Origin of the sequence: Pseudomonas sp. Leaf58, assembly GCF_003627215.1 — a bacterium.
In the GTDB taxonomy this organism is placed as follows: Bacteria; Pseudomonadota; Gammaproteobacteria; order Pseudomonadales; family Pseudomonadaceae; genus Aquipseudomonas.
On record NZ_CP032677.1, the window covers coordinates 1,357,740 to 1,384,365 of the forward strand.

A 26,626-nucleotide genomic window follows, 5' to 3' on the forward strand; every position below is an offset into this window, starting at 1 on the left:
GTTTACTTGCCTCCAAACAGGCGCGCGAAGAATCCTTGCTTCGGCACTTCGATGAACCGCAAAGGTAGTTCTTTACCCAGCAGACGGTCGACGGTATCGCTATAGGCCTGGCCGGCATCGCTCTGGTCGTCGAGGATGACCGGGATACCCTGGTTGGAAGCCTTGAGTACTGCCTGGCTCTCGGGAATCACACCCTTGAGCTTGATCGCCAGGATTTCTTCCACGTCGGCGATGCTCAGCATTTCGCCCTTTTCCACGCGCTCTGGGTGGTAGCGGGTAATCAGCAGGTGTTCCTTGATCGGATCTTCGCCGTTCTCGGAGCGGCGCGATTTGCTCGACAGAATGCCCAGCATACGGTCCGAGTCACGTACCGAGGACACCTCAGGGTTGGTGACCACAATGGCTTCGTCAGCGAAGTACATGGCCAGGTGCGCGCCTTTCTCGATACCGGCTGGCGAGTCGCAGATGACGAATTCGAAGTCTTTCTTCAGCTCCATCAGCACCTTTTCAACGCCTTCCTGGGTCAGCGCGTCCTTGTCACGGGTCTGGCTGGCGGCCAGCACGTACAGGTTCTCGAGGCGCTTGTCCTTGATCAGGGCTTGTTGCAGGTTGGCTTCGCCGTTGACCACGTTGACAAAGTCGTACACCACGCGGCGTTCGCAGCCCATGATCAGGTCGAGGTTACGCAGGCCCACGTCGAAGTCGACGATGACGGTCTTGTGGCCACGCAGTGCGAGGCCGGTACCAATGGCGGCGCTGGTGGTGGTCTTGCCCACACCCCCTTTGCCGGAAGTAACCACGAGAATCTTGGCCAAGGTGTTTCACCCCTAAAATAGTCGGGACACTTGTCCCTGCAAAAAACTGAAATAGCTCAAATAAAGGCAACGGTAAAAAAGTTGCTCTAAAAATGCTGGCAAGTATCCGTTAAAGACGGGTGATGTTCAACACGTCGCCAGACAGGCTGACTTGCACACCGGTGCCCCAAAGCGGGTCGCGGCGCAGGTCTTCGCAGACCTTGTACTGGCCAGCGATAGAGACCATTTCGGCAGTCATCTGCTGGCAAAAAATACGTGCCTTGGTATTGCCTTTGATGCCGGCCAGGGCCCGGCCGCGCATGGCGCCGTACACATGGATGTTGCCATCGGCCAGAAGTTCCGCACCCGGGCTGACCGAGGCGGTAACGATCAGGTCGCCACCTTGAGCATAGATCTGCTGGCCGCCGCGTACTGGCGAAGTGATGATACGGGTGGGGCGCACCTCAGGCTCTGGGGCGGGTGGCGGTACCGGCGCCGGCTCGGGCTTCTTCAGCACTTCGGGCTCGGGCTCCAGCGGGCGTTCGCGGGCGCCGGACGGTGGCAGCACCGGCAGGTCGATGGCAATGGCGGCGGCAATGTCCTCGATGCGGTTGGCGCGGATGGCCAAGGTGCGCAGGCCATGGTGGCGGCAGATCCGCATCAAGCCGGGCAGGTCGATTGCCCCTTCGTCGGCCGGCAGTTTGTCCAGCGCCAGCACCAGCGGCGTGTTGCTGAAGAAGTTCGGTGCCTGGGCAACTTTGGCCGCCAGCTGGCGGTCGAGGGCTTCAAGGTCATTGCGCGCCAGTTCCAGCACGGTAATGGCGAGCATGCTGCCCTTGAGCTGGAACACGGAGGCGGTGTCGGGTGTGTGGTTTGGGCTCATGGTCTGCATAGACGGCTTGTTGCGAAAAAAGTGCCCTGACTTATAACGAGAACACCGGTTGCCCGCAACATGCGCTGATCCGTTGTAGAATGCGCGGCCTTTGTCTTTCCGGAAGCTTCAATGGAACGCCCGCGTTTTCGACCCTATTTCCTTCACCCACGTTTCTGGGGCCTGTGGCTGGGCCTGGGCCTGCTGTGGCTGGTGGTCCAGTTGCCGTACCGGGTCTTGTTGAACGTCGGTGCCGCGCTGGGTGCAGTGATGTACCGCTTTGCCGGTGAACGGCGGCGCATTGCCGCGCGCAACCTGGAACTGTGCTTCCCGGAGTTATCGGGCGACGAACGGCAGCGTTTGCTCAAGGCCAACTTCGCCTCCACCGGCATCGCCTTCTTCGAAATGGCCATGAGCTGGTGGTGGCCCAAGGCCAGGCTGGCGCGCTTGGCGCATATCGAGGGCCTGGAGCACCTGCAAGCCGCCCAGCAGGCGGGGCAGGGTGCGATCCTGATGGCGGTGCACTTCACTACCCTGGAAATCGGCGCCGCGCTGCTTGGCCAGCAGCACACCATCGACGGCATGTACCGTGAGCACGGCAACGCGCTGTTCGACTTCATCCAGCGCAGCGGTCGTGAGCGCCACAATCTTGATTCGCTGGCGGTGGAGCGTGAGGACGTGCGCGGCATGCTCAAGTTGCTGCGCTCGGGCCGGGCGATCTGGTACGCACCGGACCAGGACTACGGCGCCAAGCAGAGCCTGTTCGTGCCGCTGTTTGGCATCCCGGCGGCGACGGTGACGGCCACCACCAAGTTCGCCCGGTTGGGCAAGGCGCAGGTAATTCCGTTCACCCAGAAGCGCCTGGAGGATGGCAGCGGCTATCGTCTGGTCATCCACCCGCCGCTGGCGGACTTCCCGGGGGAAAGCGAAGAGGCCGATTGCCTGCGCATCAACCAGTGGGTCGAGAGCGTCTTGCGTGAGTGCCCCGAGCAGTACCTGTGGGCGCACCGCCGGTTCAAGTCGCGGCCCGAAGGGGCGCCGCGGCTGTATGACCAGAAAAAGCGCTGAGCCACGCCCCCTGTAGGAGCGGGTTTACCCGCGAAGAGGCCAGGCCTGAAACACACCAACCCCAGGAAGGACGCCATGGCCCCACCCCCGGTAACCGGTCTCATCCTTTCTGGCGGCGGCGCCCGTGCCGCCTACCAGGTCGGCGTGCTGGCCGGCATCGCTGAGCTGCTGCCGGCCGGTGCGCACAACCCGTTCCCGGTCATCGTCGGCACCTCCGCCGGGGCCATCAACGCCGTCACCCTGGCCAGCGGCGCGACCCATTTCAGCGAGGCTGTGCAACGGCTTACCGCCTTTTGGCAGAATTTCCGTAGCCACCTGGTCATTCGCAGCGACTGGCCCGGCGTGGTTCGCCAAGCCAGCCGCTTCGTCGGCCACAACCTACTGGGGCTCGGTGGCCCGGCGCCAGTGGCGCTGCTCGATAGCCGCCCCCTGCGCGGCCTGCTACAGGCGCACCTGAACCTGGATGGCATTGCCCATTCCTTGGCCGCCGAGCAACTGCGCGCTGTCGCGGTAACCGCCTTTGGCTACGAATCGGGCCAGGCGGTGACCTTCTACCAGGGCCGCGGCACCATCGATGCCTGGTTGCGCCACCGTCGCATCGGCGTGCCCACCCCGTTGACCATCGACCACCTGCTGGCCAGCGCGGCGATCCCGCTGCTGTTCGCCCCGGTGCAACTGGGCGACGAATATTACGGTGATGGTGCGGTGCGCCAGTCGGCACCGATCAGCCCAGCCTTGCACCTGGGCGCTAGCCGGGTGCTGGTGGTCGGCGTCAGCGGCAACCCACAGCGGCCAGCGCCACCCATGCCGACCCAGCGGGTGTTCAGCGGGCAGCAGCCAAGCCTGGCGCAGATTGGTGGGCACATGCTCAACAGCACCTTCATCGACAGCCTGGAAGACGACATCGAGCTGCTACAGCGCCTCAACCACCTGAGCCGCTTGTTGCCGGCCCACCTTGATGCGCGGCGCCTGGGGCTGGCGCCAATCGACGTGCTGGTGGTGGCGCCCAGCCAGCCGTTGGACGAAATTGCCGCGCGCCACCGCCGTGAGTTGCCGGCGGCGTTGCGCTTGTTCCTGCGTGGGCCGGGGGCGACGCGCACCAGCGGGGCGGGGGTGTTGAGTTACTTGCTGTTCGAGGCCAGTTACTGCAGCGAGCTGATCGAGCTGGGGCGGCGGGATGCCTTGGCCAAGAAGCGCGAGTTGTGCCAGTTCCTGGGGGTTTGATGTTGCCTGTTTCGGCCCTTTCGCGGGCAAGCCCGCGCCTACAGCGGGGGCTTGCCCGCGAAAGGGCGAGGCCTGCCTACTCGGCTATCTGCAACTTGCGCGCCTGGGTATACACATAGCGCACCTTCTCATACTCGAACGGCGAGTTGAGCTGGCCATAGCGGAATTTGGTGGTGTAGCGCTTGTCCACCACGCGCAGGGCAAAGATTTCTGGGTGGTCAGTGCTGGCTTCGGCCACGTTCAGGTAGTTGATCGCCTGCTCGCCCGCATAGTCCACCACCAGCCCGGTGGTGTCGCGCAGGTTCGATGGCCCCAGCACCGGCAGCATCAGGTACGGCCCGTCCGGTACGCCATAGAAGCCCAAGGTCTGGCCAAAGTCCTCGCTCTGGCGCGGCAGGCCCATCTTGGTCGCCGGGTCCCACAGCCCACCCACGCCGATGATGGTGTTGAACATCAGCCGCGCAGTGATCTCCGCCGAGCGCTTGGCTTTGAGCTGCAGCACGCTGTTGAACAGGTTCGGCACATCGCCCAGGTTGTTGAAGAAGTTGCTCACCCCGGTGCGCACGAAGCGCGGGGTGACGTACTGGTAGCCGCTTACCAGTGGCAGCAGCACCCACTGGTCCAGGCGGTAGTTGAAGTGGTAGACGCGGCGGTTGATCGACTCCAGCGGGTCGTACACGTTCAGCGCCTCCAGGGTGGAGCGCTCGAATTCGCGCTGGTCCAGCCCTGGGTTGAATTTCAGCTCGCGCAGCGGGTCGAGAAAACCATCGGCCTCGGGTGCCAACGGTGCGGCAGTCACTTGCGGGTCGGCCTCGACCACGCTGGCCCTCGGCGCGGTTTCGGCGGCCAGGGCGTGGCCGGCGGTAAGCAGGGCAGTGGCGAAGAGGAGTTTGTTAACCACGGAAGAACTCCAGCATGGCGTCACTGTTGACGCGGTAATTGAGGTTGCCGCAATGGCCGCCGTGGGGGTAAAGGGTCAGGCGATCACCGAACACTTTGCGCAGGAAACCGATGTCGCCCGGGCCGAGGATGACGTCGTCGGCGTTGTGCATCACGGCAATCTTGTCGCTGCTGCGCAAGTAGTCTTCCAGGGCATACAAGCTGACCTGGTTGACCAGTTGCAGAATGCTGTTGCCGTCGGTGCGGGCACGCCACATAGGGATGACCTGCTCGGTCATGTAGCAGTCGAAGTCGCACTGCAGGGCGCGCTTGAAGAACGGCGTGAGGCTACTGCCCTCGGTGATCGGGAACTTCGGTGGAATGATCAGGCCACGGCGGTTGATCAGGTCGGAGGTGAAGGCGATGTCGGCCGCCGAGAAGCGGAACGAGGTGCCAATCAGCATGGCCATCTGCTCGTTGGACAGGTGTTGGCGTGACTGCTGGAAGTCGTACAGCAGGGCATCGTTGAGGTCGATGTAGCCCTTGTCCTGGAAGTAGCGGGTGAGTTTTTCCAGCATCAGTTCGTAGAAGGTGGTGCTGTGATCGATGCCCTTGACCTGGGTTTGCACCAGCTTGTCGAGGTTATTGATCGAGGTGTACAGGTTGACCGGTGGGTTCAGCAGCAGCACGCGCTTGAAGTTGAAGCTGCGGCGCGTTTCGTCCAGGTGGCTGACAAAGGCGGCATCTAGCGCGCCCAGGCTGTAACCGGTGAGGTAGAACTCGCTGATGGGCAGGCGTGGGTGCTGAGCGCGCACCGCCTGCATGACCCGGTACATGTCCTCGGCGTCTTCCTGGCTGATGCCGGGGGTGGCGAAGCGCGAAGCGGCGCTCATGAAGTCGTAACTGGTGGGCGAAGACAGCTGCACCACGTGGAAGCCGGCCTGGTAGAACAGCTTCTTCAGGTATTCGCTGATGGTGCTGGTATAGGGCGCGCCGGTGCCGGCAATGATGAAGATCAACGGCGCCTCGCGGTCTTGGCGGGCCAGGCGGTACTTGAGCTTTTTCACCGACCAGAAGTTGTCGGGCAAGGTGAATTCGCGCTCGGGGCGCAGGTTCAGGCTGTAATCGGACTGGGTAATCTCTTCGTCGCTGGGCAAGGTCGGGCGCTGGTCTGGCGGGGTGGTGGCGATGGTTGCCTCGAACGGGTTGGTCAACGGGTATCCATAGCTCGCGGCGTCGATATCCCGCGCCGAAGCGGCCACAGCCATGAGCAGGCCGCCGAGCAAGGCAGCGAGGCGCAAAGATCGAAGCATGTAATCCCCCAAAAGAACGCAAGGTCGAGCGGTGTGCAGCCTAGGACCACGTCAGGCTGGGCAAAGTTGCCCAGTGCGGTGGCCTTTGGTGTGCTGGCTATCTGCAACATAGCTGCAGGAAGGTGATTTTGCCTTACAACAGGGCATAAGCGATCATGGATGCTTTCGATTACCGCTATTGGAGAACTGGATGTCTCGTTCACTGCCGGCTGCACTGCTGGTGCTGTTTCTGGGGCTGTGGCTCGCGGCCAGTTATGGCGTGCGCTATGGGCTGATGGAAGATGGGCAGTGGGTGGGCTTGTGCACGGCGCCGGCGGCTTATTGGCAGTGTGAGGTGCGGGCGTTGCTGGGGTTGGCCATTCACCACCAGGTGCTGGCCTGGGGCGGGCTGGGCCTGGCGCTGCTGGCACAGGCAGTTACCGGCCGCGCTGGCTGGTGGCTGGCGGTACTGGCCTTGGTGTTCTCGGTGCCAGCGCTGGTGCTGTATACCGCCAGCGTTGCGGTGTTCGCGATGGTGCTGGCGGGGTTGCGCCTGGTCAGGCAATCGCGGTGAGGCAGACAGGGGCCGCTGCGCGCCCCCGAGGTATCAAGCCGAGCGCAGCCGCAAGCTCCGCCACAACGCTGCCGTCATCAACGCACTCACCACTGCCCAACCCCAGGCCTGCTGGTTGTGCAGCCCCTCGACAAACAACTGCGGCGCCACCCCGGCACCCACGATGAACGCCAGCAATGCCACCTCCGCGCGCCGCGCCCGCACCGGCCACAGGGCGAACACCAGTGCCGGCAACGCCAACGCCGCGCTGGGGAAGCTGCGATAGCGCGGGTCGAACACCATCGCCAACATGCTCACCGCCGCGGCAAAGCCCGCCGCTAGCAGCAGCCAGCCGGCCCGTGCCTGCAGCCCGGCGAACAGCCGTTCACGCCAGCCCTCCCGCCGCGCCAAGGCCAGCATGGCATGGGCCAGCACCAGCAGGTTCAGCCCCGCCAGCACCACCGCCCACAGCCATTCCCCGGCAAACCGCGCATGGGTACGCATCAACTCGCCCCAAAGTCCCAGGCAGCCCGCCCCGAACGCTGCCAGCAACGGCAGCAGCAAGGCCGCCCAGGCAGTCGCGGGGCGCCCGGCAAGCACCAGCATCAGCACCATCAGCACGGCACTGGCCAGCAACCACTGCGGCCACAAAGGCAGGTTGCTCACTGGCCCTTCGAGCACGCCTTTGTCCTGCCGGTCGGCGTCGTACAGCCCCCAATAACCGCCCACCGCACCCTCGTTGGCGCGCTTCCACGGTTGGTCGAAGGCTTCGATCAGGTTGTAATGCCAGCCGTTGCTTTCGGCCAGGGCGACGAAACCACGAATGAAGCGTGCCTCGTTCTCCCGGCTGGGCAGCGCCGTCTCGCGCTGGCGGCCTTCGCTGGGCCAGCCGGTTTCGCCAATCAGGATGTCCTTGGGAGCGAAGCGTGTGCCGAACACCCGGCGCACATCGGCAACGTGGGCCAAGGCTGCGTCGATGCCACGCGGGTCATCTTCCCAGTAGGGCAGCAGGTGGATAGTCAAAAAGTCCACCGCCGGCGCCACCTGCGGGTGCTGCAGCCAAAACTCCCAGACATCTGCGTAGGTCACCGGCACCGTGACCTGGCGTTTCACCCGGGCGATCAGCTTGGCCAGGTGCGCGCCGGTCACTTCCTTGCGCAGCAGCGTCTCGTTGCCGACGATCACCGCGCTAACGACATCGGGGTTGGCGTTGGCAGCGGCGATCAGTAACTCGATTTCCTTTTCGGTGTTTGCCGGGTGGGCATTGACCCAGGCCCCTAGCATCACCTTCAGCCCATGCTTGCGCGCCAGCGCCGGGATGGCCTCAAGGCCGCTCATGGAATAGGTACGGATGCACTGAAATCGCTCAGCCAGTAACGCCAGGTCGGCGTCCATGCGGGCTGGGCGCAGGCGAAACGGCTGGTCGTAGGGCGACTGGTCCTTGTCGAACGGCGTATACGAGGCGCATTGCAGCTTGTGCGTCGGGCTGGCCACATCGGGCAGCTGCACAGGCTTGCCAAGCCCGTACCAGAGCCCCCCCAGCCCAAGCAGGGCCAACAGGCAGGCAAGCAGGTACAACGGCAGCAGCAGGCGGGCAGAACTGGGCATCGGGCGGTCCATCGTCAGGCGCAAAAGGGTAGATAGTAGCCCGGCGCCAAACCTTTGGCATGCAAGGAACGCGCAGGCCGGCGTAGGCCGATGGCGCTAATGGCATAGTGCTGTCGTATATGGGGCGGGTACAGGTCGCAGCTGGATCAGGTCGCCCTGTGTTGCAGGCAGATGATGCAATCTCCAAGACCTGACGAGGGGATGCTTTGATGGCAACTTTGAAAAAAATGCGACGTGTGCTGGGTGTGGGCACCGCCCTGGTACTGGCCATGAGCGCTGCACAGGCAATGGCTAAAGAAGTAAGCATTGGCTACGTGGATGGTTGGGCCGACAGCGTGGCGACCACCAACGTGGCCGCCGAAGTGATCAAGCAGAAACTCGGCTACGACGTGAAGTTGCAGGCGGTGGCCACGGGGATCATGTGGCAGGGCGTTGCGACCGGCAAGCTCGATGCCATGTTGTCGGCCTGGTTGCCGGTGACCCATGGCGAGTACTGGACCAAGAACAAGGACAACGTGGTCGATTACGGCCCGAACTTCAAGGATGCCAAGATCGGGTTGATCGTCCCCGAGTACGTCAAGGCGGTGAGCATCGCCGACCTCAAGACGGATGACACCTTCAAGCAGAAGATCGTCGGCATCGACGCCGGCTCCGGCGTGATGCTGAAGACCGACCAGGCCATCAAGGACTACGACCTGACCGGTTACAAGCTGCAGGCCAGCTCCGGCGCGGCGATGACAGCGGAGTTGGGCCGTGCCTATGCCAAGCAGCAGTCGATTGCGGTGACCGGCTGGGTACCGCACTGGATGTTCGCCAAGTGGAAGCTGAAGTTCCTCGAAGACCCGAAAGGCGTGTACGGCGCCGCGGAGACCGTGAACAGCATCGGCAGCAAGGAGCTAGCGACCAAGGCGCCGGAAGTGGCGGAGTTCCTGAAGAAGTTCAGCTGGCAGTCGAAAGACGAAATTGGCGAGGTGATGCTGGCGATTCAGGAAGGCGCCAAGCCTGAAGCGGCGGCCAAGGATTGGGTGGCCAAGCACCCTGATCGCGTGAAGGAGTGGACTGGCAAGTAATAACCTTCCAGGGCCAGTTTTGTTTCTTCGCGGGTAAACCCGCTCCCACAGGGATTTCCACAGTCTTCGGGCGTGTGCAAATCCCTTGTAGGAGCGGGTTTACCCGCGAATGGGCCGTCACTTTGTTACGCAATCGGTAAAACACCGTTGCATCTAAGACTAAGGTCGTCTGGTTGGCGTTCTACAGCCGCATAAAGTAAGGGCGTGGGTTCCACCCCTACCTGTGCTGCTAGGACAAAAACAATGAACGACAGCATTTACCTCTCGATACAAAACAGCCCCCGCTTCAAGGAGCTGGTTACCAAGCGCGAACGCTTCGCCTGGATTCTCTCGGCGATCATGCTCGGCTTGTACTGTGCCTTCATCCTCCTGATCGCCTACGGTCCTCATTTGCTGGGTGCCAAGCTCAGCCCTGAGTCGTCGATTACCTGGGGCATTCCCCTGGGCGTCGGCCTGATCATTTCGGCATTCGTCCTGACCGCCATCTACGTGCGCCGCGCCAACGGCGAATTCGATGAGCTGAACAAGGCCATCCTGAAGGAGGCGCAACAATGATTCGCCACGCCAAAGCCCTGGCCGTACTGGCCTGCGGAGCCTTCGCACCCGCCGTGTGGGCCGCCGATGCCCTGACCGGCGAGGTGCAGAAACAACCGCTGAACGTCTCGGCGATCGCCATGTTCGTGGCCTTCGTCGCTTTCACCCTTGGTATCACTTACTGGGCCTCCAAGCGCAACAAGTCGGCGGCGGACTACTACGCTGCCGGTGGCAAGATCACCGGCTTCCAGAACGGCCTGGCGATTGCCGGTGACTACATGTCGGCCGCCTCGTTCCTGGGTATTTCCGCGCTGGTGTTCACCTCTGGCTATGACGGCCTGATCTACTCGATCGGCTTCTTGGTCGGTTGGCCGATCATCCTCTTCCTGATTGCCGAACGCCTGCGCAACCTGGGCAAGTACACCTTCGCCGACGTGGCCTCGTACCGCCTCGGGCAAAAGGAAATTCGTACTCTGTCGGCCTCCGGTTCGCTGGTAGTGGTGGCCTTCTACCTGATCGCCCAGATGGTCGGTGCTGGCAAGCTGATCGAGCTGCTGTTCGGCCTGGACTACCACGTGGCGGTGATCCTGGTGGGTATCCTGATGTGCCTGTACGTGCTGTTCGGCGGCATGCTGGCCACCACCTGGGTACAGATCATCAAGGCGGTGTTGCTGCTGTCCGGTGCCAGCTTCATGGCGCTGATGGTGATGAAGCACGTCGGCTTCGACTTCAACACGCTGTTCTCCGAGGCGATCAAGGTGCACGCCAAGGGCGAAGCGATCATGAGCCCGGGCGGCTTGGTCAAAGACCCGATCTCGGCGTTTTCCCTCGGCCTGGCGCTGATGTTCGGCACTGCCGGCCTGCCGCACATCCTGATGCGCTTCTTCACCGTCAGTGACGCCAAGGAAGCCCGCAAGAGCGTGCTGTACGCTACCGGCTTCATCGGCTACTTCTACATCCTCACCTTCATCATCGGCTTTGGCGCCATCCTGCTGGTCAGCACCAACCCAGAATTCAAGGACGCCGCCGGCGCCCTGCTGGGTGGTAACAACATGGCAGCGGTGCACCTGGCCAATGCCGTGGGTGGCAGCATCTTCCTCGGCTTCATCTCGGCGGTGGCTTTCGCCACCATCCTGGCGGTGGTTGCTGGCCTGACCCTGGCCGGTGCTTCGGCGGTGTCGCATGACCTGTATGCCAGTGTATGGCGCAAGGGCAAAGCCAACGACAAGGACGAGATCCGCGTGTCGAAGATCACCACCATCGCCCTGGGCGTGCTGGCGATCGGCTTGGGCATCCTGTTCGAGAAGCAGAACATCGCCTTCATGGTTGGCCTGGCGTTCTCCATCGCCGCCAGCTGCAACTTCCCAGTGCTGCTGCTCTCGATGTACTGGAAGAAGCTGACCACCCGTGGCGCGATGATCGGCGGCTGGCTGGGCCTGGTAAGTGCGGTGACGCTGATGGTGCTCGGCCCGACCATCTGGGTACAGATCCTCGGCCATGAAAAAGCCATCTACCCGTACGAGTACCCAGCGTTGTTCTCGATGCTGATTGCCTTCGTCGGTATTTGGTTCTTCTCGGTCACCGACAAGTCCAAAGCGGCTGACGATGAACGTGCACTGTTCTACCCGCAGTTCGTGCGTTCGCAGACTGGCCTGGGTGCCAGTGGTGCCGTGTCTCACTAAGCGACCTCCAGGCAGCACCAGCTGCTGTGCATGAAAACACCCCGCCTAGGCGGGGTGTTTTTTTAGTGGCCATGAAGTTTTTCCCCGAAATTGTCCTGCCTTAATGCAGTAAACGCCTACATCAATCGCCGTGCATTGGCGCAAATAATTCCTCCCGATTTCAAGAATAAAACCTGCCGCTACTGAGCCCCTGGCGGCTGACCGGTTTTCAGGAGGACTGCGTGAACATACGAGTTTGGCTGGCGTCTGCGCTGACCGTTGCCAGTGGTTACGCCATTGCGTTGGAACCCAAACAGATTGATGTTGCGGTCAATGCCGTGGTGGCTGCACCCGCGTTCGAATACAGGCCGATTGGTGAGTGGGGAAGTTCACCGGTAACGTTGCAGTACAACAACGACGCCCAGAACTTTCCCGCCGTTAAACATGATGCCTTCATCAAAAGTCCGAACGGTGCCGTTACCGTTAAATACGCGGGCAAAACACCGGAATTTCTGGATGGCAACGGCAAACCGGTTGGCCTGCGCTACATCATGTCGATAAATGGCAAGAAACTTTCGGACAACGGCTCGCCCGTTCAGATACTGCCAGCCGCAGAGGCAGCGGTTGGCAAACAGGTCGACTTCTATTTCAGGCCCATGACGATGGTTGGCTGGTCCGCCCGAGCGGGCACTTATACCGCACAGGTAGAACTGCTTTTCGAAACAGAAGCGCCACTGTGAGTCGGGAGACCTTGGTCATGAAGCTATTCAAGTTCGTCGCGCCGCTGTGGGCGATGACGTTGACGCCAGCGTTCGCCGTGAATGCGGTCCACCACGACCTGCAGCTCTCGGCCACCGTGAAAGCTGCAGAATTCCGGGTAGACCCCATCGGCCACTGGCCGGAGCGAACCCGGTTGACCTACCTGCCGGAAGCCGACGACTTCAGTGAGTTCTCCCGAGACTTGGATATCAAGAGCACGGTGGGGGGCGTCCAGGTCAGGCAAACGAGCAATTTCAGGTTGGTTGACGAAAACAACCAGGTCAATGAAGAACTCGACCTTCTAGTGGCCATCTCCGGGGCGGGGGGAGCAGGCGGGTTGGTGCCGGGCGACGGCACACCGCTGGTGTTGATGGAGGCGCCAGGCTGGGCTGACTTCAATGTTGCATTGTGGACCGAAAGAGCCATTCCTCCCGGCCAGCGATTGACACCCGGCAGTTACAGCGCAGACCTCAACTTGCTGTTTGAAGTTTTAGCGCCTTGATGCGGTTTCGCAGCAGGCTGTAGTGCAATGTAATCAGGAGTTATCAAGATGAAAGCGCGTTTCATGGCTGTGCCGTTCTTGGCATTGGTCGCAAGTTCGGCATTGGCAATTGAACCTATCAGGAAGGATATTACGGTCGAGGCCATTGTTCCGGCTGTAGAGTTTACCGTCCAAGCCGATGCCAGTTGGGCAAATAAACCCGTCGTCCTAGACTATCAAGCGGACAAAGAGGCATTCGTACCGTTCAGCAACAAGTTTCAGGCCAAAAGCTCCGTTGGCGCAATCGATGCCAAGCTGCAACAAGCCGCCACCCTCAACAGCGAGAGTGGAACGATCGAGCTGAATGTGAAGGTGGGCAATCAATCGCTGCTGCTCACCCCGTTGGAGGTCATGAGCGAGGCAGACGCTAAAGAAGGCAAAGACCTGCCCATTTCCATTGAGGCCATCAAGCCGAGCAGCGGTTACGTGGCCGGCACCTACAGCGGCACCGTAAGCATCCTGTTCGAAACTGCCGCGCCCAGTGGTCGCTGAAACCTAGCATGCAACCGCCTCGGCCTCTCGGTTCACCGAGGGCGCCGGGGGCTGGTCCCTGGTTTGAATCATGTTCAATTTGCTTGCAGTCGGCCGACAGCACTGTCGCTGGCTGATCGTCTGCGCCTGCCTGTCGCCGTTCTGCAGCTGGGCGCGTGACGGCCAAACGCCTGCCGCCCTGAGCGCTGTCGAAGGGTTACCGGCGGAATTCGAAGCTCACTTTTTCGATGTGCCATTGGCCGTACGCGTAGAACTGGATGGGCGTTACCTGGGCGATGCCCTGGTCATCCTGTCCCGCGACAACCGCGTGCAACTGCTGGATTTCACCGATACCCAGGACAGTCATGAACCTCCCCAGCTACGGAGCCTGTGGCAGCGGCACTTGGCAGCCGGGCGCGCGCTGGGCGATTGTCAAACTGACTGCCCGGACGGCCTCAAGACCGTGCATTACAGCCTGGCCAACTCACAGCTGTCGTTGCTGACCCGCAATGCTGAAAAAACCGCGCAAGCGGCACGCTATCACCGCGTTCCCGAGCAGGGCAGTGCGGGCCTGCTGCTGCGCAATCAGCTCAATATGGTGAATGATGGCAACAGCACCAGCGGCCGCATCAACTTGATGGGCCAAGGCAGCCTGGGCAGTTGGACCGGGCTGGCCGATGCCCAGGTTGACCGCGGCGACCAGCGCCAGGGCAGGGTTGCGCACCGCGTGGCGCAGCTGTACGCCGAGCGCCTGCAGGACGAACACTTCTGGCGGCTTGGCTATGTAATGCCAGAGGCGCAAGGGCTGGTGCGCCAGCCCACAATGCTCGGCAGCGCCCCACGTACCACCCTGGGGGTGATGTTTGGCAGCAGCGACAGCCTGTTGGTGGAAAACGGCCAGGCCAGTACCGTGCCTATTTATGTAACCCCCAACCGACCGGGCCTGGTGGAGATTTACCGCAACGGCTCGCTGATCAACAGCCAACAAGTGCAGCCTGGGTTGCAGACGCTGGATACCCGCGTGCTGCCGGGGGGGATCTACGAAGTGCAAGTGCGGTTGATCGAAGATGGCCGTGAAACTTCCCGCAGTGAAGCCTTCATCTACAAACCAACGCAATGGCAGAACCCTGACAGCCGGTGGCGCTACAACCTGTACCTGGGCCAGCAGGCCAGCGTGCTCAGTAACCTGGACGAACCCCAGGCCCATGGCTTGGCGGCCGGTATCATGAGCAACTACTTGCTGCACCCCAGCGCGGTGCTTGGGTTGTCCGCCCAGCAAGTGGATGGCGCCCGCCAATATGGCACGTCGCTGGACTGGGATGCAGCCGAGCAACTAAAGCTTTACGGCAACTTCAACCATACCGGCGGACGGGGCAGCGGCTACGACCTGCAGGTGACTCACACCTACGCAAATGGCTCGCTGTTGCTCAGCCATAACCAGCTGTGGCTCGAAAGCCGGTCGTATGCCAAGGGTGGGGCGTCGCGCCTGGAAATGAGCAGCCAGAGCAGCATCTCGCTCAACCACCGGGTTACCTCGCGCAGTTCCGCCACCTTGCGCTTGGAGCATGACAGCGGCGCGGCCAGTGGCCTGGGCGTCGACCTCGGCTGGGTGTTTCACGGCAAGCTGCTGGGCAGCGACAGCAATTTCCGGCTGTCGCTGTTCGACCGGCCCGCCGCCGGTCGCCATCAAGGGCGCCGCAACCGTGGGGTCAACCTGAGTGTAAGCATGAGCCTGGCCCTGACCGAGCGCCAGGCGGGTATGGATTTTGGCAGCCGCGCAGGCCGCGACGGCGAGGGCGCAGACCAGTACGCCTCGCTTTGGTACCAACAGGACGTCGAGCTTGGCCCCGTGCACAGCCTGGGGGGTGGGGCGGTGATCGACCGCTACGGGACCGGCTTGTCGGCCAACGGTCGCGTGCACGGGCAAACCTTCGAGGGTGACCTGTACGCCCAGACCTCCACTTACGACAACAAGGCCAGCGGCGGCCTGAACCTGCAGAGCACCCTCGCCATGGGCGGCGGCAAGCTGACCTTGAGCGGGCAAGGCATGGCTGAACAAGCCGGGTTGATCATCGATCTCGACACCGACCTTGAGGGCCTGGCCCTGGTCGCCAGTGACGAGCAAGGCAGCAGCAGCGAGCTGCATGCCGGGCGCAATGTCATTCCGGTGAACGCATACCAGCAAGGCCATGTGACGTTCGATTTTGCCGCCCGGCAAGCGCCGGCGGCGCAGATCCAGCCGGCGAGCATGGATTACCACCTTAACCGTGGCGGGGTCGAGTATCGCCAGTTGAAAGTGTTACGCACGGTCACCGTGCTTGGCCGCCTGGTCGATGGCCACGGCCAGGCGATACGGGGTGCCCGGGTCATCAATGATGCCGGCCGCTCGGTGAGTGAAGCCGACGGCTATTTCACCGTGGAAATGAGCGAGGCCCGGCCAACGCTGGAAATACAGCTGGCCGGTGTGCAGGCGTGCCTGTTGACCCTGCCCCCCGAACAGCAGGTGCGTGAAGACGACGTGTTGATGGTGGGCGACCAGCGTTGCGTGCCCCCGCCCAATCAGGCCGAACCGGTTTGAACCCATAAAATGAACGAGGTTGAGAATGCAGATATCACGGTTGTTGATCATGTTGGCGCTGTTGCCGCTGACGGCCCAGGCCGGGCCGCAGTTGAATGTGGGTGGGCTGTACGATTACCTCGAAGCGGGCAAGACCACGCTGGCCAAACGTATCTACAACAGCGGCGACAGCACAGCTTTCGTCAAGGTTAGTGTGCTGGAGCTGGTGTATGACGGCGAGGGCAAGCCAAAGGAGGTGGAAATCGAGCACCTTCCGCTCGAACAGCGCGGCGTGGTGGCCAGCCCGGCGCGGTTGATCATTCCGGCGCAGGGAATGCAGTCGGTGCGCTTGCTGTACCGCGGCGAGCGCGACACGGAGCGCTATTTCCGCCTGCGCTTCATGCCGGTGCTGCCGGACAAGGACGACCGCTTCGCGCTCAGTGAAACGCAAATCGAGCAGTACCGCGAAACACTCAGCGCGGGTGTGCAGTTCCTGGCAGGCTACGGCACGTTGCTGTTCACCCGACCGAACGATACCCGCTATCAGACATCCATGCGCCAGGCTGGCGGGCAATTGCGGGTGGGCAATGAAGGCAATGCGACCGTGTTACTCGACAACTTCCGCCATTGCCAGGCCGGGGGGCAGGCCTGTAGCGAGCCAGTCAAGCACCACCTGCGCCCTGGGGTAGCGCGTGAATTCGCTGAGCAGCCGGGGTGGGAGTACCGCTTTGAGTTGCATGAGGGGGCGACGCACGAAGCCCTGACGTTCAAGGCCCCCTGAGAGGCGCAGCCGATGAAGCGAACCCTTGTTACCTTGTGGGTCACCTTCGGCCTGCTCGTGGCGCAGGCCGCGCAGGCTGCCGATGTCACGCTTGCACTGCGCTACCGCGGTGAAACCCGGCAGTTCGAGAACCTTACGCCTCGGGCCGCCGCGGCCTGTGCCCAGCGTCCTGCATTGTGCGACAAACCCTTGCAAGGCGTGGTGCAATTGGAGGCCAGCTATGAAAAGCGGGTTGATGGTGAGCAGGCCGACGGCTTCTATCTCGCACGGCCGAGCCAGCCGGGCATTCTGTACCTGGCCCGCGAAGGGTCGGCTGAGCAAACCCGCGTGGAAATCGAGATCACCCACATGGGTGGCACGGTGACGCGGCTGGACGGTGGGCCAGAGCTGCCTGCGCAGCCAGGCCTGCAAAACAGTGGCTGCCAGGCGGTGCTAGCCGCTGGGGCAGGGCGCCCACTGCTTTGGGCGGTACCCGCCAATGGTTGCGGGTTAAGCTTGCCGCCAGGTGATATCGGTCGCTACCGCGTCAGTAACCTGCTACTTGGCTATCGCTTGAAAATGCCCGCCCCGGCGAGCCTGGCAGCTGGCAGGTATCGCGGGCGGATCCAGTATTCACTCGGCCCCGACAGAGCAATCGGCTTGGGTTCGAGCAGGTCGGTGACAGCCTTGGACAGCGACTCGGTGGTTTTTCATATCGAACTGGAGGTGCTGCATGACCTGGATGTGCGCTTTGGCGGTGGTGCAGAGCGCGTAGTGCTGCAGCCGAGGCCAGGCTGGGAGCGGTACGCCGGCCGCCACGGGCTGCCCGCCAAGCTGGAACAAGACCTGCCCTTCACCCTGGCTAGCACCGGGCCGTTCAAGGTCTGGGCCGCCTGTGCATCATCGACCGGTGCTGACTGCCCCCTGCATAGCGCCAATGGCGACCGAACCCCGCTGTACCTGGCGGTGAGCCTGTCGGGGGCTTTATACCGTGGCGGTGCGGTCAACCGGCAGGAACTTTCGCTGGGCGGGCAGCAGGATGCCCTGGTATTCGACTTGCCCGCTACTGGGCCTGTGGTAGGCCGCGGCCAGTTGCACTTCCATGTGCTTCCACAGGGTACTTCGGGTACCGGGCGCATGAAGCCTGGGCAGGTTTATGCAGGCGCGGTAACCGTGGTGTTCGATGCAAGCCTGTAGCCGGGCGGCTGGTCGTTCATATCATGCCCAATAACAACAGCACCAAGAGGATCACCAGCACCACGCCGATGATGCCGGATGGGCCATAGCCCCAGCTGCGCGAGTGCGGGAAGACCGGTAAGCCACCAATCAGCAGAAGGATCAGGATGATGATGAGAATCGTGGTCATGACGGAGTCCTTGCGTGGTTGAGGGTCAAGGGCCTCGGACTGCTGGCCTCTTGTAAAATGGGACCGGCGCCGCTTGTGAAAGATTCCATTTGAGTGTGGCCTGCACCGGCTAGCCGCCTACTCATGCCCGCCCATTCACTACCTTGATGAACCCTGCCAGGCGCCCTGGCCTTGATTAGACTCGCTGCACTACCTGTTAAAACAAGGCCAGCCACCATGCAAAACCGCATCATGATTACCGGCGCCGGGTCCGGCCTGGGTCGCGAGATCGCCCTGCGCTGGGCGCGCGAGGGCTGGCGCCTGGCGCTGGCCGATGTCAACGAAGCCGGCCTGCGCGAAACCTTGGAAAAGGTGCGTGAAGCTGGCGGCGAAGGCTTCGTGCAGCGCTGCGATGTGCGCGACTACAGCCAGCTCACCGCGCTGGCCCAGGCCTGCGCCGAGCAGTTTGGCGGCATCGACGTGATCGTCAACAATGCCGGCGTCGCGTCAGGCGGGTTTTTCGCCGAACTGTCACTGGAAGACTGGGACTGGCAGATCGCGGTCAACCTGATGGGCGTGGTCAAGGGCTGCAAGGCCTTCCTGCCGCTGCTGGAGCGCAGCAAGGGGCGCATCATCAACATTGCCTCGATGGCCGCGCTGATGCAGGGCCCGGGCATGAGCAACTACAACGTGGCCAAGGCCGGCGTACTGGCCCTGTCGGAAAGCCTGCTGGTGGAGCTGCGCCAGCTGGAGGTGGCCGTGCATGTGGTGTGCCCGTCGTTCTTCCAGACCAACCTGCTGGACTCGTTCCGCGGGCCCAACCCGGCGATGAAGACCCAGGTTGGCAAGCTGCTGGAAGGCTCGCCAATCAGTGCCGCGGAAATTGCCGAGTACATTCACCAGCAGGTCGCTGCCGGTGAATTCCTCATCCTGCCCCATGAGGCCGGGCGTCAGGCTTGGCAACTGAAGCGCCAGGCCCCCGAGCGGCTGTATGACGAGATGGCCGAAATGGCGGTGAAGATGCGTGGAAAAGCTCACGCTCGATGACAGGTCTGTAGGGGAAATTACCCTGTGTTGTAAGGAGTTTCTGATTCGTTCGAGCGCTCTTGAGTAGCCCAATGCCATCAAGGCACGCTCCGGTTTTCCCTTTCTGGAGGATCGGATCATGCTGGTAATCGGACGTGAAATAGGGGAGGTCATCATGATTGGTGATGACATTCGGCTCATGGTGGTGGAAACCCGCGACGGGGTGGTGCGCTTTGGCGTCGATGCCCCGCGCGAGGTGCCGGTGCATCGGGCCGAGGTGTACAAGCGCATCAAGGGCGGGGAGCCGAGCAACAAGCGCAAGCCCTGAGTGGCTAGTCGAGCAGCTCGCGCGGCACGTCGTGCTTGGCCAGCAACTGGCACTGCTGGCTTTCCAAGTCGAACAGGATGAATGCCTGGCCCTTGGCCAAGGCCTGGCGTACCCGTAGCACTCGGGTTTCCAATGGGGTGTCATCGCCGTTGTCGGTGCCGTCGCGGGTGACGAAGTCTTCGATCAGGCGGGTGAGGGTTTCGGCTTGCAGTTGGTCGTAGGGGATCAGCATGGTGGCGGTATCTGGGCAGAGGATGTGGGCATGCTACGCGAAACATTTGGCATTTTGGGGCCGCGTTGCGGCCCCCCTGGGCCCTCAACCTTTATTGCCGACCAGGCTATCCACCGCCGGCACCCGCGTGTCGCTTTCCATCTGCGCATCATGCTCCAGCTGGTGGCTGAAGCGCTCGAGCGACGCATTGGCCGGCTGCGAGTCGCTGGCGAACACCGGCGGGCTTAACAGGTACGCCGATAACAGCCGGCTCAACGCCGCCAGGCTATCGATATGGGTGCGCTCGTAACCATGGGTGGCATCGCAACCAAATGCCACCAGCGCCGTGCGAATATCGTGCCCCGCCGTCACCGCCGAATGGGCATCACTGAAGTAGTAGCGGAACAGGTCGCGGCGCACCGGCAGGTCGTGGTCGCCGGCCAGTTTCAACAAATGACGGGACAGGTGGTAGTCATAAGGCCCCGACGAATCCTGCATGGCCACGCTCACCGCATGCTCGCTAGAAGCCTGCCCGGGCGCTACCGGGGCAATGTCGATGCCGACGAACTCACTGACGTCCCAGGGCAGGGCGCCAGCAGCGCCAGAGCCGGTTTCTTCGGTAATGGTGAACAGCGGGTGGCAGTCGATCAGGGGCTGGTGGCCACTTTCCACCACGGCTTTGAGCGCCGCCAGCAGGGCCGCTACGCCAGCCTTGTCGTCCAGGTGGCGGGCGCTGATGTGGCCGCTTTCGGTGAATTCGGGCAGCGGGTCGAAAGCGACGAAGTCACCAATGCTCACGCCCAGCGCCTCGCAGTCGGCGCGGGTAGCGCAGTAGGCGTCCAGGCGCACCTCGACGTGTTCCCAGCTAACTGGCATCTGGTCGATGGCGGTGTTGAAAGCATGCCCGCTGGCCATCAGCGGCAGCACGCTACCGCGGAACACGCCAGTGTCGGTGAATACGCTGACCCGGCTGCCCTCGGCGAAGCGGCTGGACCAACAGCCGACCGGTGCCAGGGCCAGGCGGCCGTTGTCCTGCAACTGGCGCACGCTGGCGCCGATGGTATCGAGGTGGGCGGACACGGCGCGGTCGGGGGAGGTTTGCCGGCCTTTGAGGGTGGCGCGGATAGTGCCACGACGGGTCAGTTCGAAGGGGATGCCCAGCTCGTCCAGGCGTTCGGCCACGTAGCGCACGATGGTGTCGGTGAAACCGGTGGGGCTAGGGATGGCGAGCATCTCCAGCAGCACGCGTTTGAGGTAGTCGAGATCGGGTTCGGGATGTCGGTCGGGCATGGGTGGCTCCTCTATGCCTGTGCAGGCCTCTTCGCGGCTGCAGCGCTTCCCGCAGGAACCGTGAGGCCCCGGTAGGGGCGGGTTTACCCGCGAAGAGGCCGGTACTGGTTTACGCCAAAGGCCGGCTATGCGGAAACAGCAGGTCGATAAAGCGCTCGGCGGTCGGTTGCGGTTCATGGTTGGCCAACCCGGCGCGCTCGTTGGCCTCGATGATCACGTACTCCGGCTGCCCGGCATCAGCGACCATGAAGTCCAGCCCCACCACCGGAATCTCCAGTGCCCGCGCCGCACGCACAGCGGCGTCGGCCAGCACCGGGTGCAGGCGTTCGGTCACGTCTTCCAGGGTGCCGCCGGTGTGCAGGTTGGCGGTGCGCCGCACAGCCAGGCGCTGGCCGGCGGGCAACACGTCGTCATAGCCAAAGCCCGCCGCACGCAAGGTGCGCTCGGTTTCATCGTCCAGCGGTATACGGCTTTCGCCAGCGGTGGCGGCTTGGCGCCGGCGGCTCTGGGCGTCGATCAGCTGGCGAATGCTGTGCGTGCCGTCGCCCAGCACCTGCGCTGGGTGCCGGATGGCAGCGGCCACCACTTCGTAGCCGATGACCACGATGCGCAGGTCATGCCCGGCATGGAAGCTTTCCAGCAACACACGGCTGTCGAACTGGCGGGCGTGCGCCACGGCGCGGGTGATGTCGTCGATACACGTGAGGTTCACTACCACCCCCTGGCCTTGCTCGCCATCGACCGGCTTGACCACCACCGCGCCATGCTCGTCGAGAAACGCCAAGTTGTCGTCGGCATTGCCGGCCAACTGCTGCGCCGGCACCCGCAGCCCAGCATGGTGCAGGGCATGTTGAGTCAGGCGCTTGTCCTGGCACAGGGTCATGGTCACCGCACTGGTCAGGTCGCTGAGCGATTCACGGCAGCGGATGCGGCGCCCGCCCAGGCTAAGGGTGAACAGGCCGCCCATGGCATCGTCCACCTGCACCTCAATGCCGCGGCGCAGGGCTTCGTCGACGATGATGCGGGCGTACGGGTTGAGGTCGGCCTGCGGCCCAGGCCCCAGGAACAGCTGCTCGTTGATGCTGTTCTTGCGCTTGACCGCGAAGGTGGGCAGGTTGCGAAACCCCAGCTTCTGGTACAGGCGCTTGGCCTGGCGATTGTCGTGCAGCACCGACAGGTCGAGGTAGGCCAAACCGCGGCTCATGAAGTGCTCGATCAGGTGGCGCACCAGCACCTCACCGACACCGGGGCGAGTGCAATGCGGGTCCACCGCCAGGCACCACAGGCTGCTGCCGTGCTCCGGGTCGTCGAACGCCTTGGCGTGGTTCAGGCCCATGACGCTGCCGATCACCGCGCCGCTGTCTTCGTCTTCGGCCAGCCAGTACACCGGGCCACCCAGGTGCCGGGGGGTGAGCCGCTGCGCGTCGACCGGCAACATGCCGCGCGCTTGGTACAAGGTGTTGATCGCCTGCCAGTCGGCTGGGTTTTGCGCCCGGCGCACGCGGAAGCCGCGGAACACCCGCTGCGCCGGGCGGTAGTCGGTGAACCACAGGCGCAGGGTGTCGGACGGGTCGAGAAACAGTTGCTGCGGGGCCTGGGCCAGCAGCTGTTGCGGCGCCGCCACATACAGGGCGATGTCACGCTCGCCGTGGCATTCGTCCAGCAGGTCTGCGGCCAGGCCGCCCGGGTTGGGGTAGGTGTGGCCGATCAGCAGCCGGCCCCAGCCGCAGTGCACGGCACGCGGCTGGTCGTGCGGTTGGCTGCCATCGCCGGCCAGGCGCGCCTGCAGGCGCTCGTAGGACGGTGCCTGACCGCGCAGCAGGCGCTGACCGTAAGCAATTTCGTGGGCTTTCATGGGTCAGATTCCTTGTTCGCTCAGCCACAGGTTCAGCGCCGCCAACTGCCACAGCTTGGAGCCGCGCAGCGGCGTCAGCTGGCCGTGCGGGTTGCTTAGCAGGCGGTCGAGCATGGCTGGGTTGAACAGCCCGCGGTCCTGGCTAGGGTCGGTCAGCAGCTCGCGCACCCAGCCCAGCGTGGCACCTTCCAAGTGCTTCAGGCCCGGCACTGGGAAGTAGCCTTTCTTGCGGTCGATCACCTCATGCGGGATCACCCGCCGCGCCGCCTGCTTGAGCACCTGCTTGCCGCCGTCGGGCAGTTTGAAGCGCGCCGGAATGCGCGCCGACAGTTCCACCAGGCGGTAGTCGAGGAACGGCGTGCGCGCCTCCAGGCCCCAGGCCATGGTCATGTTGTCCACCCGTTTGACCGGGTCGTCCACCAGCATCACCGTGCTGTCCAGGCGCAGGGCTTTGTCCACCGCATCGGTGGCACCGGGGCGGGCGAAGTGCTCGCGCACGAAGTCGCCGGCCGCGTCGTTTTCCAGCAGCCAGGGCGCCTGCACGGTGTCGCGGTATTCGCCGTGGCTGCGGTCGAAGAACGCGTCACGGTAGGCGGCATAGGCATCGTCGGCGCCATTCACTTGCGGGTACCAGTGGTAGCCGGCGAACAGTTCATCGGCACCCTGGCCGCTCTGCACGCCTTTGCAGTGCTTGGCCACTTCCCGCGACAGCAGGTAGAAGGCAATGCAGTCATGGCTGACCATCGGCTCGCTCATGGCGCGGAAGGCGGCCGGCAGCTGGTCGATGATCTCGTGTTCGGCAATGCGCAGCTGATGGTGGCGGGTGCCGTAGTGCTTGGCGATCAGGTCGGAATACTGGAACTCGTCGCCGCGCTCGCCGCCGGCATCTTCAAAGCCGATGGAGAAGGTCGACAGGTCGTCCACGCCCACTTCGCGCAGCAGGCCGACCAGCAGGCTGGAATCGACCCCGCCGGACAGCAGCACACCGACGTCGACGGCAGCCCGTTGGCGGATGGCCACGGCGTCACGGGTGGCGTCGAGCACGCGGCTGGTCCAGCCTTCCAGGTCCAGCTCACGCTCATCGGCGTGGGCACCGTAGCGCAGCTGCCACCAGGTCTGGCGTTCCACTTCGCCGTGGCGGTCGATGCGCATCCAGGTGCCAGGCTCCAGCTTCTGCACGTTGGCCAACAGGGTGCGTGGCGCCGGCACCACAGCGTGGAAGTTCAAGTAGTGGTTGAGCGCTACCGGGTCGAGCATCGGGTCGATATCGCCGCCCTTGAGCAGCGCCGGCAAGGTCGAGGCAAAGCGCAGGCGCTCGCCGTTGCGCGATAGATAAAGGGGTTTGACGCCGAGGCGGTCGCGGGCCAGGAACAAGCGCTGGTTGTCGCGCTCCCAGATGGCCAGGGCGAACATGCCGTTGAGCTTGGGCAGCAAGGCCGCGCCCCAGGCGTGGTAGCCCTTGAGCAGCACTTCGGTATCGCCGTCGGACCAAAAGTTGTAGCCCAAGGCCTGCAACTCCTGGCGCAGTTCGGGGAAGTTGTAGACGGCGCCGTTGAACGCCAGCGACAGGCCCAGGGTGTTGTCGACCATCGGCTGTGCCGAGCCGTCGGACAGGTCCATGATTTTAAGGCGCCGGTGGCCGAGGGCAATCGGGCCTTGGCTATAGAAGCCCCAGGCATCTGGGCCGCGGGGCGCCAGGTGATGGGTGATGCGCTCTACCGCAGCCAGGTCGGCTGGGCGAGGGGCTTGGTCGACGGGGGTGAAACGTAACTCTCCTGCTAATCCGCACATAGGTCCTTACCGGTTTTTCCGTTGGGGAGGGAGTGCCCCGGATTAGGGCACCTTAAGGAACTGACCTAGGTGCTTTGTGAGAGTTTTAGAACATTCTGTTATATGGGGCTGCACAGCAGCCCCTGGCCCTATCACTTGCCGCGGATCAACTTGCGCAAGGCAAAGCGGTTGGGATGACAAGCCTCCGCCACCGCGCGCGGCAGTGGCAGGGGTTCCCCGCACACCCAGGCCGCCACCAGCTCGCCACTCAACGGCGCCGTAATCAACCCGCGCGAGCCATGCCCAGTGTTCACATACAACCCACCCAGCCAAGGGCAGGCCACCTCTGGCACCTGCCGGGCATCGCGGCCCAGCACGGCATAGGCCTCGGCGAACACCTGCGCATCCGCCAGCGGCCCGACAATCGGTAAGTAATCCGGGCTGGTGCAACGGAACGCGGCACGCCCTTGTAACTGCGCTGCATCCAGCTCGGCAGCGCCCAGGCGCTGGGCCAAATCAGCGGATATCTCATCCAGTAACGTCAGGTTGCCCTGGTGCTCGGCGGCTGTCGGCGCCAGGTCTTCGCTGTGGAAGTCGAAGCTCGCGCCCAGGGTATGTTCACCCTCGCGCGGCGGTGCCACATAGCCCTCGGCGCACACCACCGTGCGTAGCGCGCGGCTGCTGGCAGTGGCTGGCAGGCGGGTAATCTGCCCGCGAATACGTTTGAGCGGCAACGGCGCACAAGGCGCGAAGCGTCGCACCTCGGCGGCGCCGGCCAGGATCACCACTGGCGCACTGGCCAGCAGGCGCTCGCCAGCCCAGGCCTGCCACTGGTCATCTAGCTTGCGCAGTTCCAGCACTTCCTGGTGGGTCACCAAGCGAATGCCCGGGTGCTGCAGCTGCTGCTGGCACAGCGCTGGCGGGTGTACCCAACCGCCTTCAGGGTAAAACAGCCCGCCGGCCGGCAACGCCACCCCAGCCATGGCTTCAGCCTCGGCGCGTTCCAGCCAATGCAAGAGGTTGCGGTCGAAGGCGGCGGCCAGCTTGCCCTGGCGCTCGGCCTCCTTGCTGTCGAAGGCCAGCTGCAACACGCCGCAGGCATCCCAGTCACGACCACGCTGCAGGCGTTCGAGCTGGCGCCGGGTATAGCCGAAGCCGGACAGGATCATTTGCGACAGCGCTGTACCATGAGCGGACAACTTGAGGTACAGCACGCCTTGCGGGTTACCCGAAGCTTCACGGGCCGGGGCATCGTGGCGTTCCAGCACGGTCACCTGCCAGCCACGCCGGGCCAGGCTGGCGGCGCTGCAGCTGCCGGCGAGCCCCGCACCTATCACCAACGCCGCACGCGGCCCTGGCGCGGCAGCTGGGCGCGCGTACCAAGGCGTATTGGGGCTGGGCACGGGGCCGACGTAGGGGCCGCTCATCACTTCCCACTTTTTGCCGATGCCCGGCACCTTTTTCATGGCGAAGCCGGCGTCGACCAAGCTGCGGCGTACCCAGCCGGTGGTGGTGAAAGTGCCCAGGACCGTGGCGTGCTCGCCAGCGGCAGGGTGCGACAACCGCGCCAGCTGCGCGAACAGCTCCGGGGTCCACATGTCGGGGTTCTTGGCCGGGGCGAAGCCGTCGAGGAACCACACATCGATCTGCGCATCCAGCTGCGGCAGCTGTTCCAGTGCATCACCGATCAACAGGGTGAGGGTGACCCGGCCATTGGCGAAGGTGAACTGCTGAAAGCCGGGGTGCACGGCTACGTACTGCTCCAGCAGGGGCTCGGTATAGGCAGCCAGTTCAGGCCACAGGCGCACGGCGCGGGCCATGTCATCGTGGCTGAGTGGGTACTTTTCGACACTGATGAAGTGCAGGCGCGCGTCGCTGTGCGCGTGCTGGTCAAACAGCTGCCAGGCGCAGAAAAAGTTCATCCCCGTGCCAAAGCCGGTTTCGCCGATCACCAGGCAGCCGTGCGGCACCAGGTTGGCAAAGCGCTCGGCCAGGCGGGTTTGGCCGAGGAACACGTGTTTGGTTTCTTCGATACCTTCGTTGACGGCGAAATAGACGTCGTCGTACTGCCGCGAATGGGGGCGGCCGTGGTCGTCCCAGTCGATCTGGGCATGCTGGAGAAGGGTGGACATGGTGGGCTCGGTTGCAGCGGATTGGCC

25 protein-coding genes are annotated in these 26,626 nt (G+C 63.4%); 14 read left to right on the forward strand and 11 right to left on the reverse strand.

What is annotated here, in order from left to right; genetic code table 11:
* Positions 1-2: 2 nt before the first annotated feature.
* Together minD and minC are read right to left on the reverse strand one after the other, a co-directional pair.
* On the reverse strand, positions 3-815 hold the full coding sequence (gene minD, locus DV532_RS06365) for a septum site-determining protein MinD (protein ID WP_056807458.1): 813 nt from the start codon (positions 813-815) through the stop codon (positions 3-5).
* Positions 816-924: 109 nt separating this feature from the next.
* Positions 925-1,686, reverse strand: a complete 762-nt coding sequence (gene minC, locus DV532_RS06370; protein WP_056807455.1) for a septum site-determining protein MinC — start codon at positions 1,684-1,686, stop codon at positions 925-927.
* A 111-nt stretch (positions 1,687-1,797) separates the two neighbouring features.
* Between minC and DV532_RS06375 the strand changes: the two genes are divergently transcribed.
* Both DV532_RS06375 and DV532_RS06380 read left to right on the forward strand, forming a co-directional pair.
* The gene (locus DV532_RS06375; RefSeq protein WP_056807452.1) at positions 1,798-2,733 is read left to right on the forward strand and encodes a lipid A biosynthesis lauroyl acyltransferase; all 936 of its coding nucleotides are present in this window, start codon (positions 1,798-1,800) and stop codon (positions 2,731-2,733) included.
* A gap of 75 nt (positions 2,734-2,808) precedes the next feature.
* Complete coding sequence (locus tag DV532_RS06380) at positions 2,809-3,957, forward strand: patatin-like phospholipase family protein (RefSeq protein WP_056807449.1); 1,149 nt, start codon at positions 2,809-2,811, stop codon at positions 3,955-3,957.
* A gap of 76 nt (positions 3,958-4,033) precedes the next feature.
* Here DV532_RS06380 and DV532_RS06385 read toward each other — a convergent pair whose 3' ends face one another.
* Both DV532_RS06385 and DV532_RS06390 read right to left on the reverse strand, forming a co-directional pair.
* The gene (locus DV532_RS06385) at positions 4,034-4,777 is read right to left on the reverse strand and encodes a VacJ family lipoprotein (RefSeq protein ID WP_056807567.1); all 744 of its coding nucleotides are present in this window, start codon (positions 4,775-4,777) and stop codon (positions 4,034-4,036) included.
* A gap of 73 nt (positions 4,778-4,850) precedes the next feature.
* Positions 4,851-6,149, reverse strand: coding sequence for a serine/threonine protein kinase (locus DV532_RS06390; protein ID WP_056807446.1), 1,299 nt, complete (start codon positions 6,147-6,149; stop codon positions 4,851-4,853).
* Positions 6,150-6,339: 190 nt separating this feature from the next.
* Between DV532_RS06390 and DV532_RS06395 the strand changes: the two genes are divergently transcribed.
* A complete protein-coding gene (locus tag DV532_RS06395) occupies positions 6,340-6,702 on the forward strand; it encodes a hypothetical protein (protein WP_056807444.1) in 363 nt (120 codons plus the stop codon).
* A 33-nt stretch (positions 6,703-6,735) separates the two neighbouring features.
* On the opposite strand, the gene DV532_RS06400 is transcribed toward DV532_RS06395, so the two are convergent.
* Positions 6,736-8,301, reverse strand: a complete 1,566-nt coding sequence (locus tag DV532_RS06400; RefSeq protein WP_056807441.1) for a hypothetical protein — start codon at positions 8,299-8,301, stop codon at positions 6,736-6,738.
* Between the two features lie 197 nt (positions 8,302-8,498).
* Between DV532_RS06400 and DV532_RS06405 the strand changes: the two genes are divergently transcribed.
* The 9 genes from DV532_RS06405 (at position 8,499) to DV532_RS06445 (ending at position 17,839) form a co-directional block, all read left to right on the forward strand.
* Entirely contained in the window at positions 8,499-9,359 is an 861-nt protein-coding gene (locus DV532_RS06405) for a glycine betaine ABC transporter substrate-binding protein (protein ID WP_056807438.1), read from the forward strand.
* Positions 9,360-9,602: 243 nt separating this feature from the next.
* Positions 9,603-9,914: a DUF485 domain-containing protein gene (locus DV532_RS06410; RefSeq protein ID WP_039604303.1), complete on the forward strand. Its 312-nt coding sequence runs from the start codon at positions 9,603-9,605 to the stop codon at positions 9,912-9,914.
* Complete coding sequence (locus DV532_RS06415) at positions 9,911-11,575, forward strand: cation acetate symporter (RefSeq protein WP_056807435.1); 1,665 nt, start codon at positions 9,911-9,913, stop codon at positions 11,573-11,575. The genes DV532_RS06410 and DV532_RS06415 overlap by 4 nt, the downstream gene beginning before the upstream one ends.
* Before the next feature lie 221 nt (positions 11,576-11,796).
* Positions 11,797-12,294, forward strand: coding sequence for a hypothetical protein (locus DV532_RS06420; protein ID WP_056807433.1), 498 nt, complete (start codon positions 11,797-11,799; stop codon positions 12,292-12,294).
* 17 nt (positions 12,295-12,311) lie between these two features.
* Positions 12,312-12,815: a hypothetical protein gene (locus DV532_RS06425; RefSeq protein ID WP_120715310.1), complete on the forward strand. Its 504-nt coding sequence runs from the start codon at positions 12,312-12,314 to the stop codon at positions 12,813-12,815.
* Positions 12,816-12,863: 48 nt separating this feature from the next.
* Positions 12,864-13,346 carry a CS1 type fimbrial major subunit gene (locus DV532_RS06430; protein WP_056807427.1) on the forward strand — a complete coding sequence of 161 codons (483 nt, stop codon included), beginning with the start codon at positions 12,864-12,866 and terminating at the stop codon, positions 13,344-13,346.
* Positions 13,347-13,416: 70 nt separating this feature from the next.
* Complete coding sequence (locus DV532_RS06435) at positions 13,417-15,903, forward strand: TcfC E-set like domain-containing protein (protein WP_056807423.1); 2,487 nt, start codon at positions 13,417-13,419, stop codon at positions 15,901-15,903.
* Positions 15,904-15,928: 25 nt separating this feature from the next.
* Complete coding sequence (locus DV532_RS06440; RefSeq protein ID WP_056807421.1) at positions 15,929-16,663, forward strand: hypothetical protein; 735 nt, start codon at positions 15,929-15,931, stop codon at positions 16,661-16,663.
* Positions 16,664-16,675: 12 nt separating this feature from the next.
* Positions 16,676-17,839: a hypothetical protein gene (locus DV532_RS06445; RefSeq protein ID WP_056807418.1), complete on the forward strand. Its 1,164-nt coding sequence runs from the start codon at positions 16,676-16,678 to the stop codon at positions 17,837-17,839.
* A gap of 16 nt (positions 17,840-17,855) precedes the next feature.
* Here the strand turns inward: DV532_RS06445 and DV532_RS06450 are convergent, their stop codons facing one another.
* Positions 17,856-18,008 (reverse strand): DUF3309 family protein, encoded by a 153-nt coding sequence (locus DV532_RS06450; RefSeq protein WP_003252624.1) that lies wholly within the window; start codon positions 18,006-18,008, stop codon positions 17,856-17,858.
* Between the two features lie 216 nt (positions 18,009-18,224).
* On the opposite strand from DV532_RS06450, the gene DV532_RS06455 reads away from it, so the two are divergent.
* Positions 18,225-19,034: an SDR family oxidoreductase gene (locus DV532_RS06455; RefSeq protein ID WP_056807415.1), complete on the forward strand. Its 810-nt coding sequence runs from the start codon at positions 18,225-18,227 to the stop codon at positions 19,032-19,034.
* 118 nt (positions 19,035-19,152) lie between these two features.
* On the forward strand, positions 19,153-19,341 hold the full coding sequence (gene csrA, locus DV532_RS06460; protein WP_056807411.1) for a carbon storage regulator CsrA: 189 nt from the start codon (positions 19,153-19,155) through the stop codon (positions 19,339-19,341).
* A gap of 4 nt (positions 19,342-19,345) precedes the next feature.
* Here the strand turns inward: csrA and DV532_RS06465 are convergent, their stop codons facing one another.
* From DV532_RS06465 to mnmC, 5 genes are all read right to left on the reverse strand, one after another.
* Positions 19,346-19,573 (reverse strand): YheU family protein, encoded by a 228-nt coding sequence (locus tag DV532_RS06465; RefSeq protein WP_003252629.1) that lies wholly within the window; start codon positions 19,571-19,573, stop codon positions 19,346-19,348.
* Between the two features lie 84 nt (positions 19,574-19,657).
* A complete protein-coding gene (locus DV532_RS06470; protein WP_056807408.1) occupies positions 19,658-20,842 on the reverse strand; it encodes an osmoprotectant NAGGN system M42 family peptidase in 1,185 nt (394 codons plus the stop codon).
* Between the two features lie 109 nt (positions 20,843-20,951).
* Positions 20,952-22,697, reverse strand: a complete 1,746-nt coding sequence (gene ngg / locus DV532_RS06475) for an N-acetylglutaminylglutamine synthetase (protein ID WP_056807402.1) — start codon at positions 22,695-22,697, stop codon at positions 20,952-20,954.
* 3 nt (positions 22,698-22,700) lie between these two features.
* On the reverse strand, positions 22,701-24,488 hold the full coding sequence (locus DV532_RS06480) for an N-acetylglutaminylglutamine amidotransferase (RefSeq protein WP_056807399.1): 1,788 nt from the start codon (positions 24,486-24,488) through the stop codon (positions 22,701-22,703).
* A 131-nt stretch (positions 24,489-24,619) separates the two neighbouring features.
* A complete protein-coding gene (gene mnmC / locus DV532_RS06485; protein WP_056807396.1) occupies positions 24,620-26,599 on the reverse strand; it encodes a bifunctional tRNA (5-methylaminomethyl-2-thiouridine)(34)-methyltransferase MnmD/FAD-dependent 5-carboxymethylaminomethyl-2-thiouridine(34) oxidoreductase MnmC in 1,980 nt (659 codons plus the stop codon).
* Positions 26,600-26,626 lie beyond the last annotated feature (27 nt).

Coding starts and splice junctions, on each gene's coding strand:
- minC (WP_056807455.1), bottom strand. CDS start 1,686: ATGCAGACCATGAGCCCAAACCACACACCCGACACCGCCTCCGTGTTC.
- DV532_RS06375 (WP_056807452.1), top strand. CDS start 1,798: ATGGAACGCCCGCGTTTTCGACCCTATTTCCTTCACCCACGTTTCTGG.
- DV532_RS06380 (WP_056807449.1), top strand. CDS start 2,809: ATGGCCCCACCCCCGGTAACCGGTCTCATCCTTTCTGGCGGCGGCGCC.
- DV532_RS06390 (WP_056807446.1), bottom strand. CDS start 6,149: ATGCTTCGATCTTTGCGCCTCGCTGCCTTGCTCGGCGGCCTGCTCATG.
- DV532_RS06395 (WP_056807444.1), top strand. CDS start 6,340: ATGTCTCGTTCACTGCCGGCTGCACTGCTGGTGCTGTTTCTGGGGCTG.
- DV532_RS06400 (WP_056807441.1), bottom strand. CDS start 8,301: ATGGACCGCCCGATGCCCAGTTCTGCCCGCCTGCTGCTGCCGTTGTAC.
- DV532_RS06405 (WP_056807438.1), top strand. CDS start 8,499: ATGGCAACTTTGAAAAAAATGCGACGTGTGCTGGGTGTGGGCACCGCC.
- DV532_RS06410 (WP_039604303.1), top strand. CDS start 9,603: ATGAACGACAGCATTTACCTCTCGATACAAAACAGCCCCCGCTTCAAG.
- DV532_RS06415 (WP_056807435.1), top strand. CDS start 9,911: ATGATTCGCCACGCCAAAGCCCTGGCCGTACTGGCCTGCGGAGCCTTC.
- DV532_RS06425 (WP_120715310.1), top strand. CDS start 12,312: ATGAAGCTATTCAAGTTCGTCGCGCCGCTGTGGGCGATGACGTTGACG.
- DV532_RS06430 (WP_056807427.1), top strand. CDS start 12,864: ATGAAAGCGCGTTTCATGGCTGTGCCGTTCTTGGCATTGGTCGCAAGT.
- DV532_RS06435 (WP_056807423.1), top strand. CDS start 13,417: ATGTTCAATTTGCTTGCAGTCGGCCGACAGCACTGTCGCTGGCTGATC.
- DV532_RS06440 (WP_056807421.1), top strand. CDS start 15,929: ATGCAGATATCACGGTTGTTGATCATGTTGGCGCTGTTGCCGCTGACG.
- DV532_RS06445 (WP_056807418.1), top strand. CDS start 16,676: ATGAAGCGAACCCTTGTTACCTTGTGGGTCACCTTCGGCCTGCTCGTG.
- DV532_RS06450 (WP_003252624.1), bottom strand. CDS start 18,008: ATGACCACGATTCTCATCATCATCCTGATCCTTCTGCTGATTGGTGGC.
- DV532_RS06455 (WP_056807415.1), top strand. CDS start 18,225: ATGCAAAACCGCATCATGATTACCGGCGCCGGGTCCGGCCTGGGTCGC.
- csrA (WP_056807411.1), top strand. CDS start 19,153: ATGCTGGTAATCGGACGTGAAATAGGGGAGGTCATCATGATTGGTGAT.
- DV532_RS06465 (WP_003252629.1), bottom strand. CDS start 19,573: ATGCTGATCCCCTACGACCAACTGCAAGCCGAAACCCTCACCCGCCTG.
- DV532_RS06470 (WP_056807408.1), bottom strand. CDS start 20,842: ATGCCCGACCGACATCCCGAACCCGATCTCGACTACCTCAAACGCGTG.
- ngg (WP_056807402.1), bottom strand. CDS start 22,697: ATGAAAGCCCACGAAATTGCTTACGGTCAGCGCCTGCTGCGCGGTCAG.
- DV532_RS06480 (WP_056807399.1), bottom strand. CDS start 24,488: ATGTGCGGATTAGCAGGAGAGTTACGTTTCACCCCCGTCGACCAAGCC.
- mnmC (WP_056807396.1), bottom strand. CDS start 26,599: ATGTCCACCCTTCTCCAGCATGCCCAGATCGACTGGGACGACCACGGC.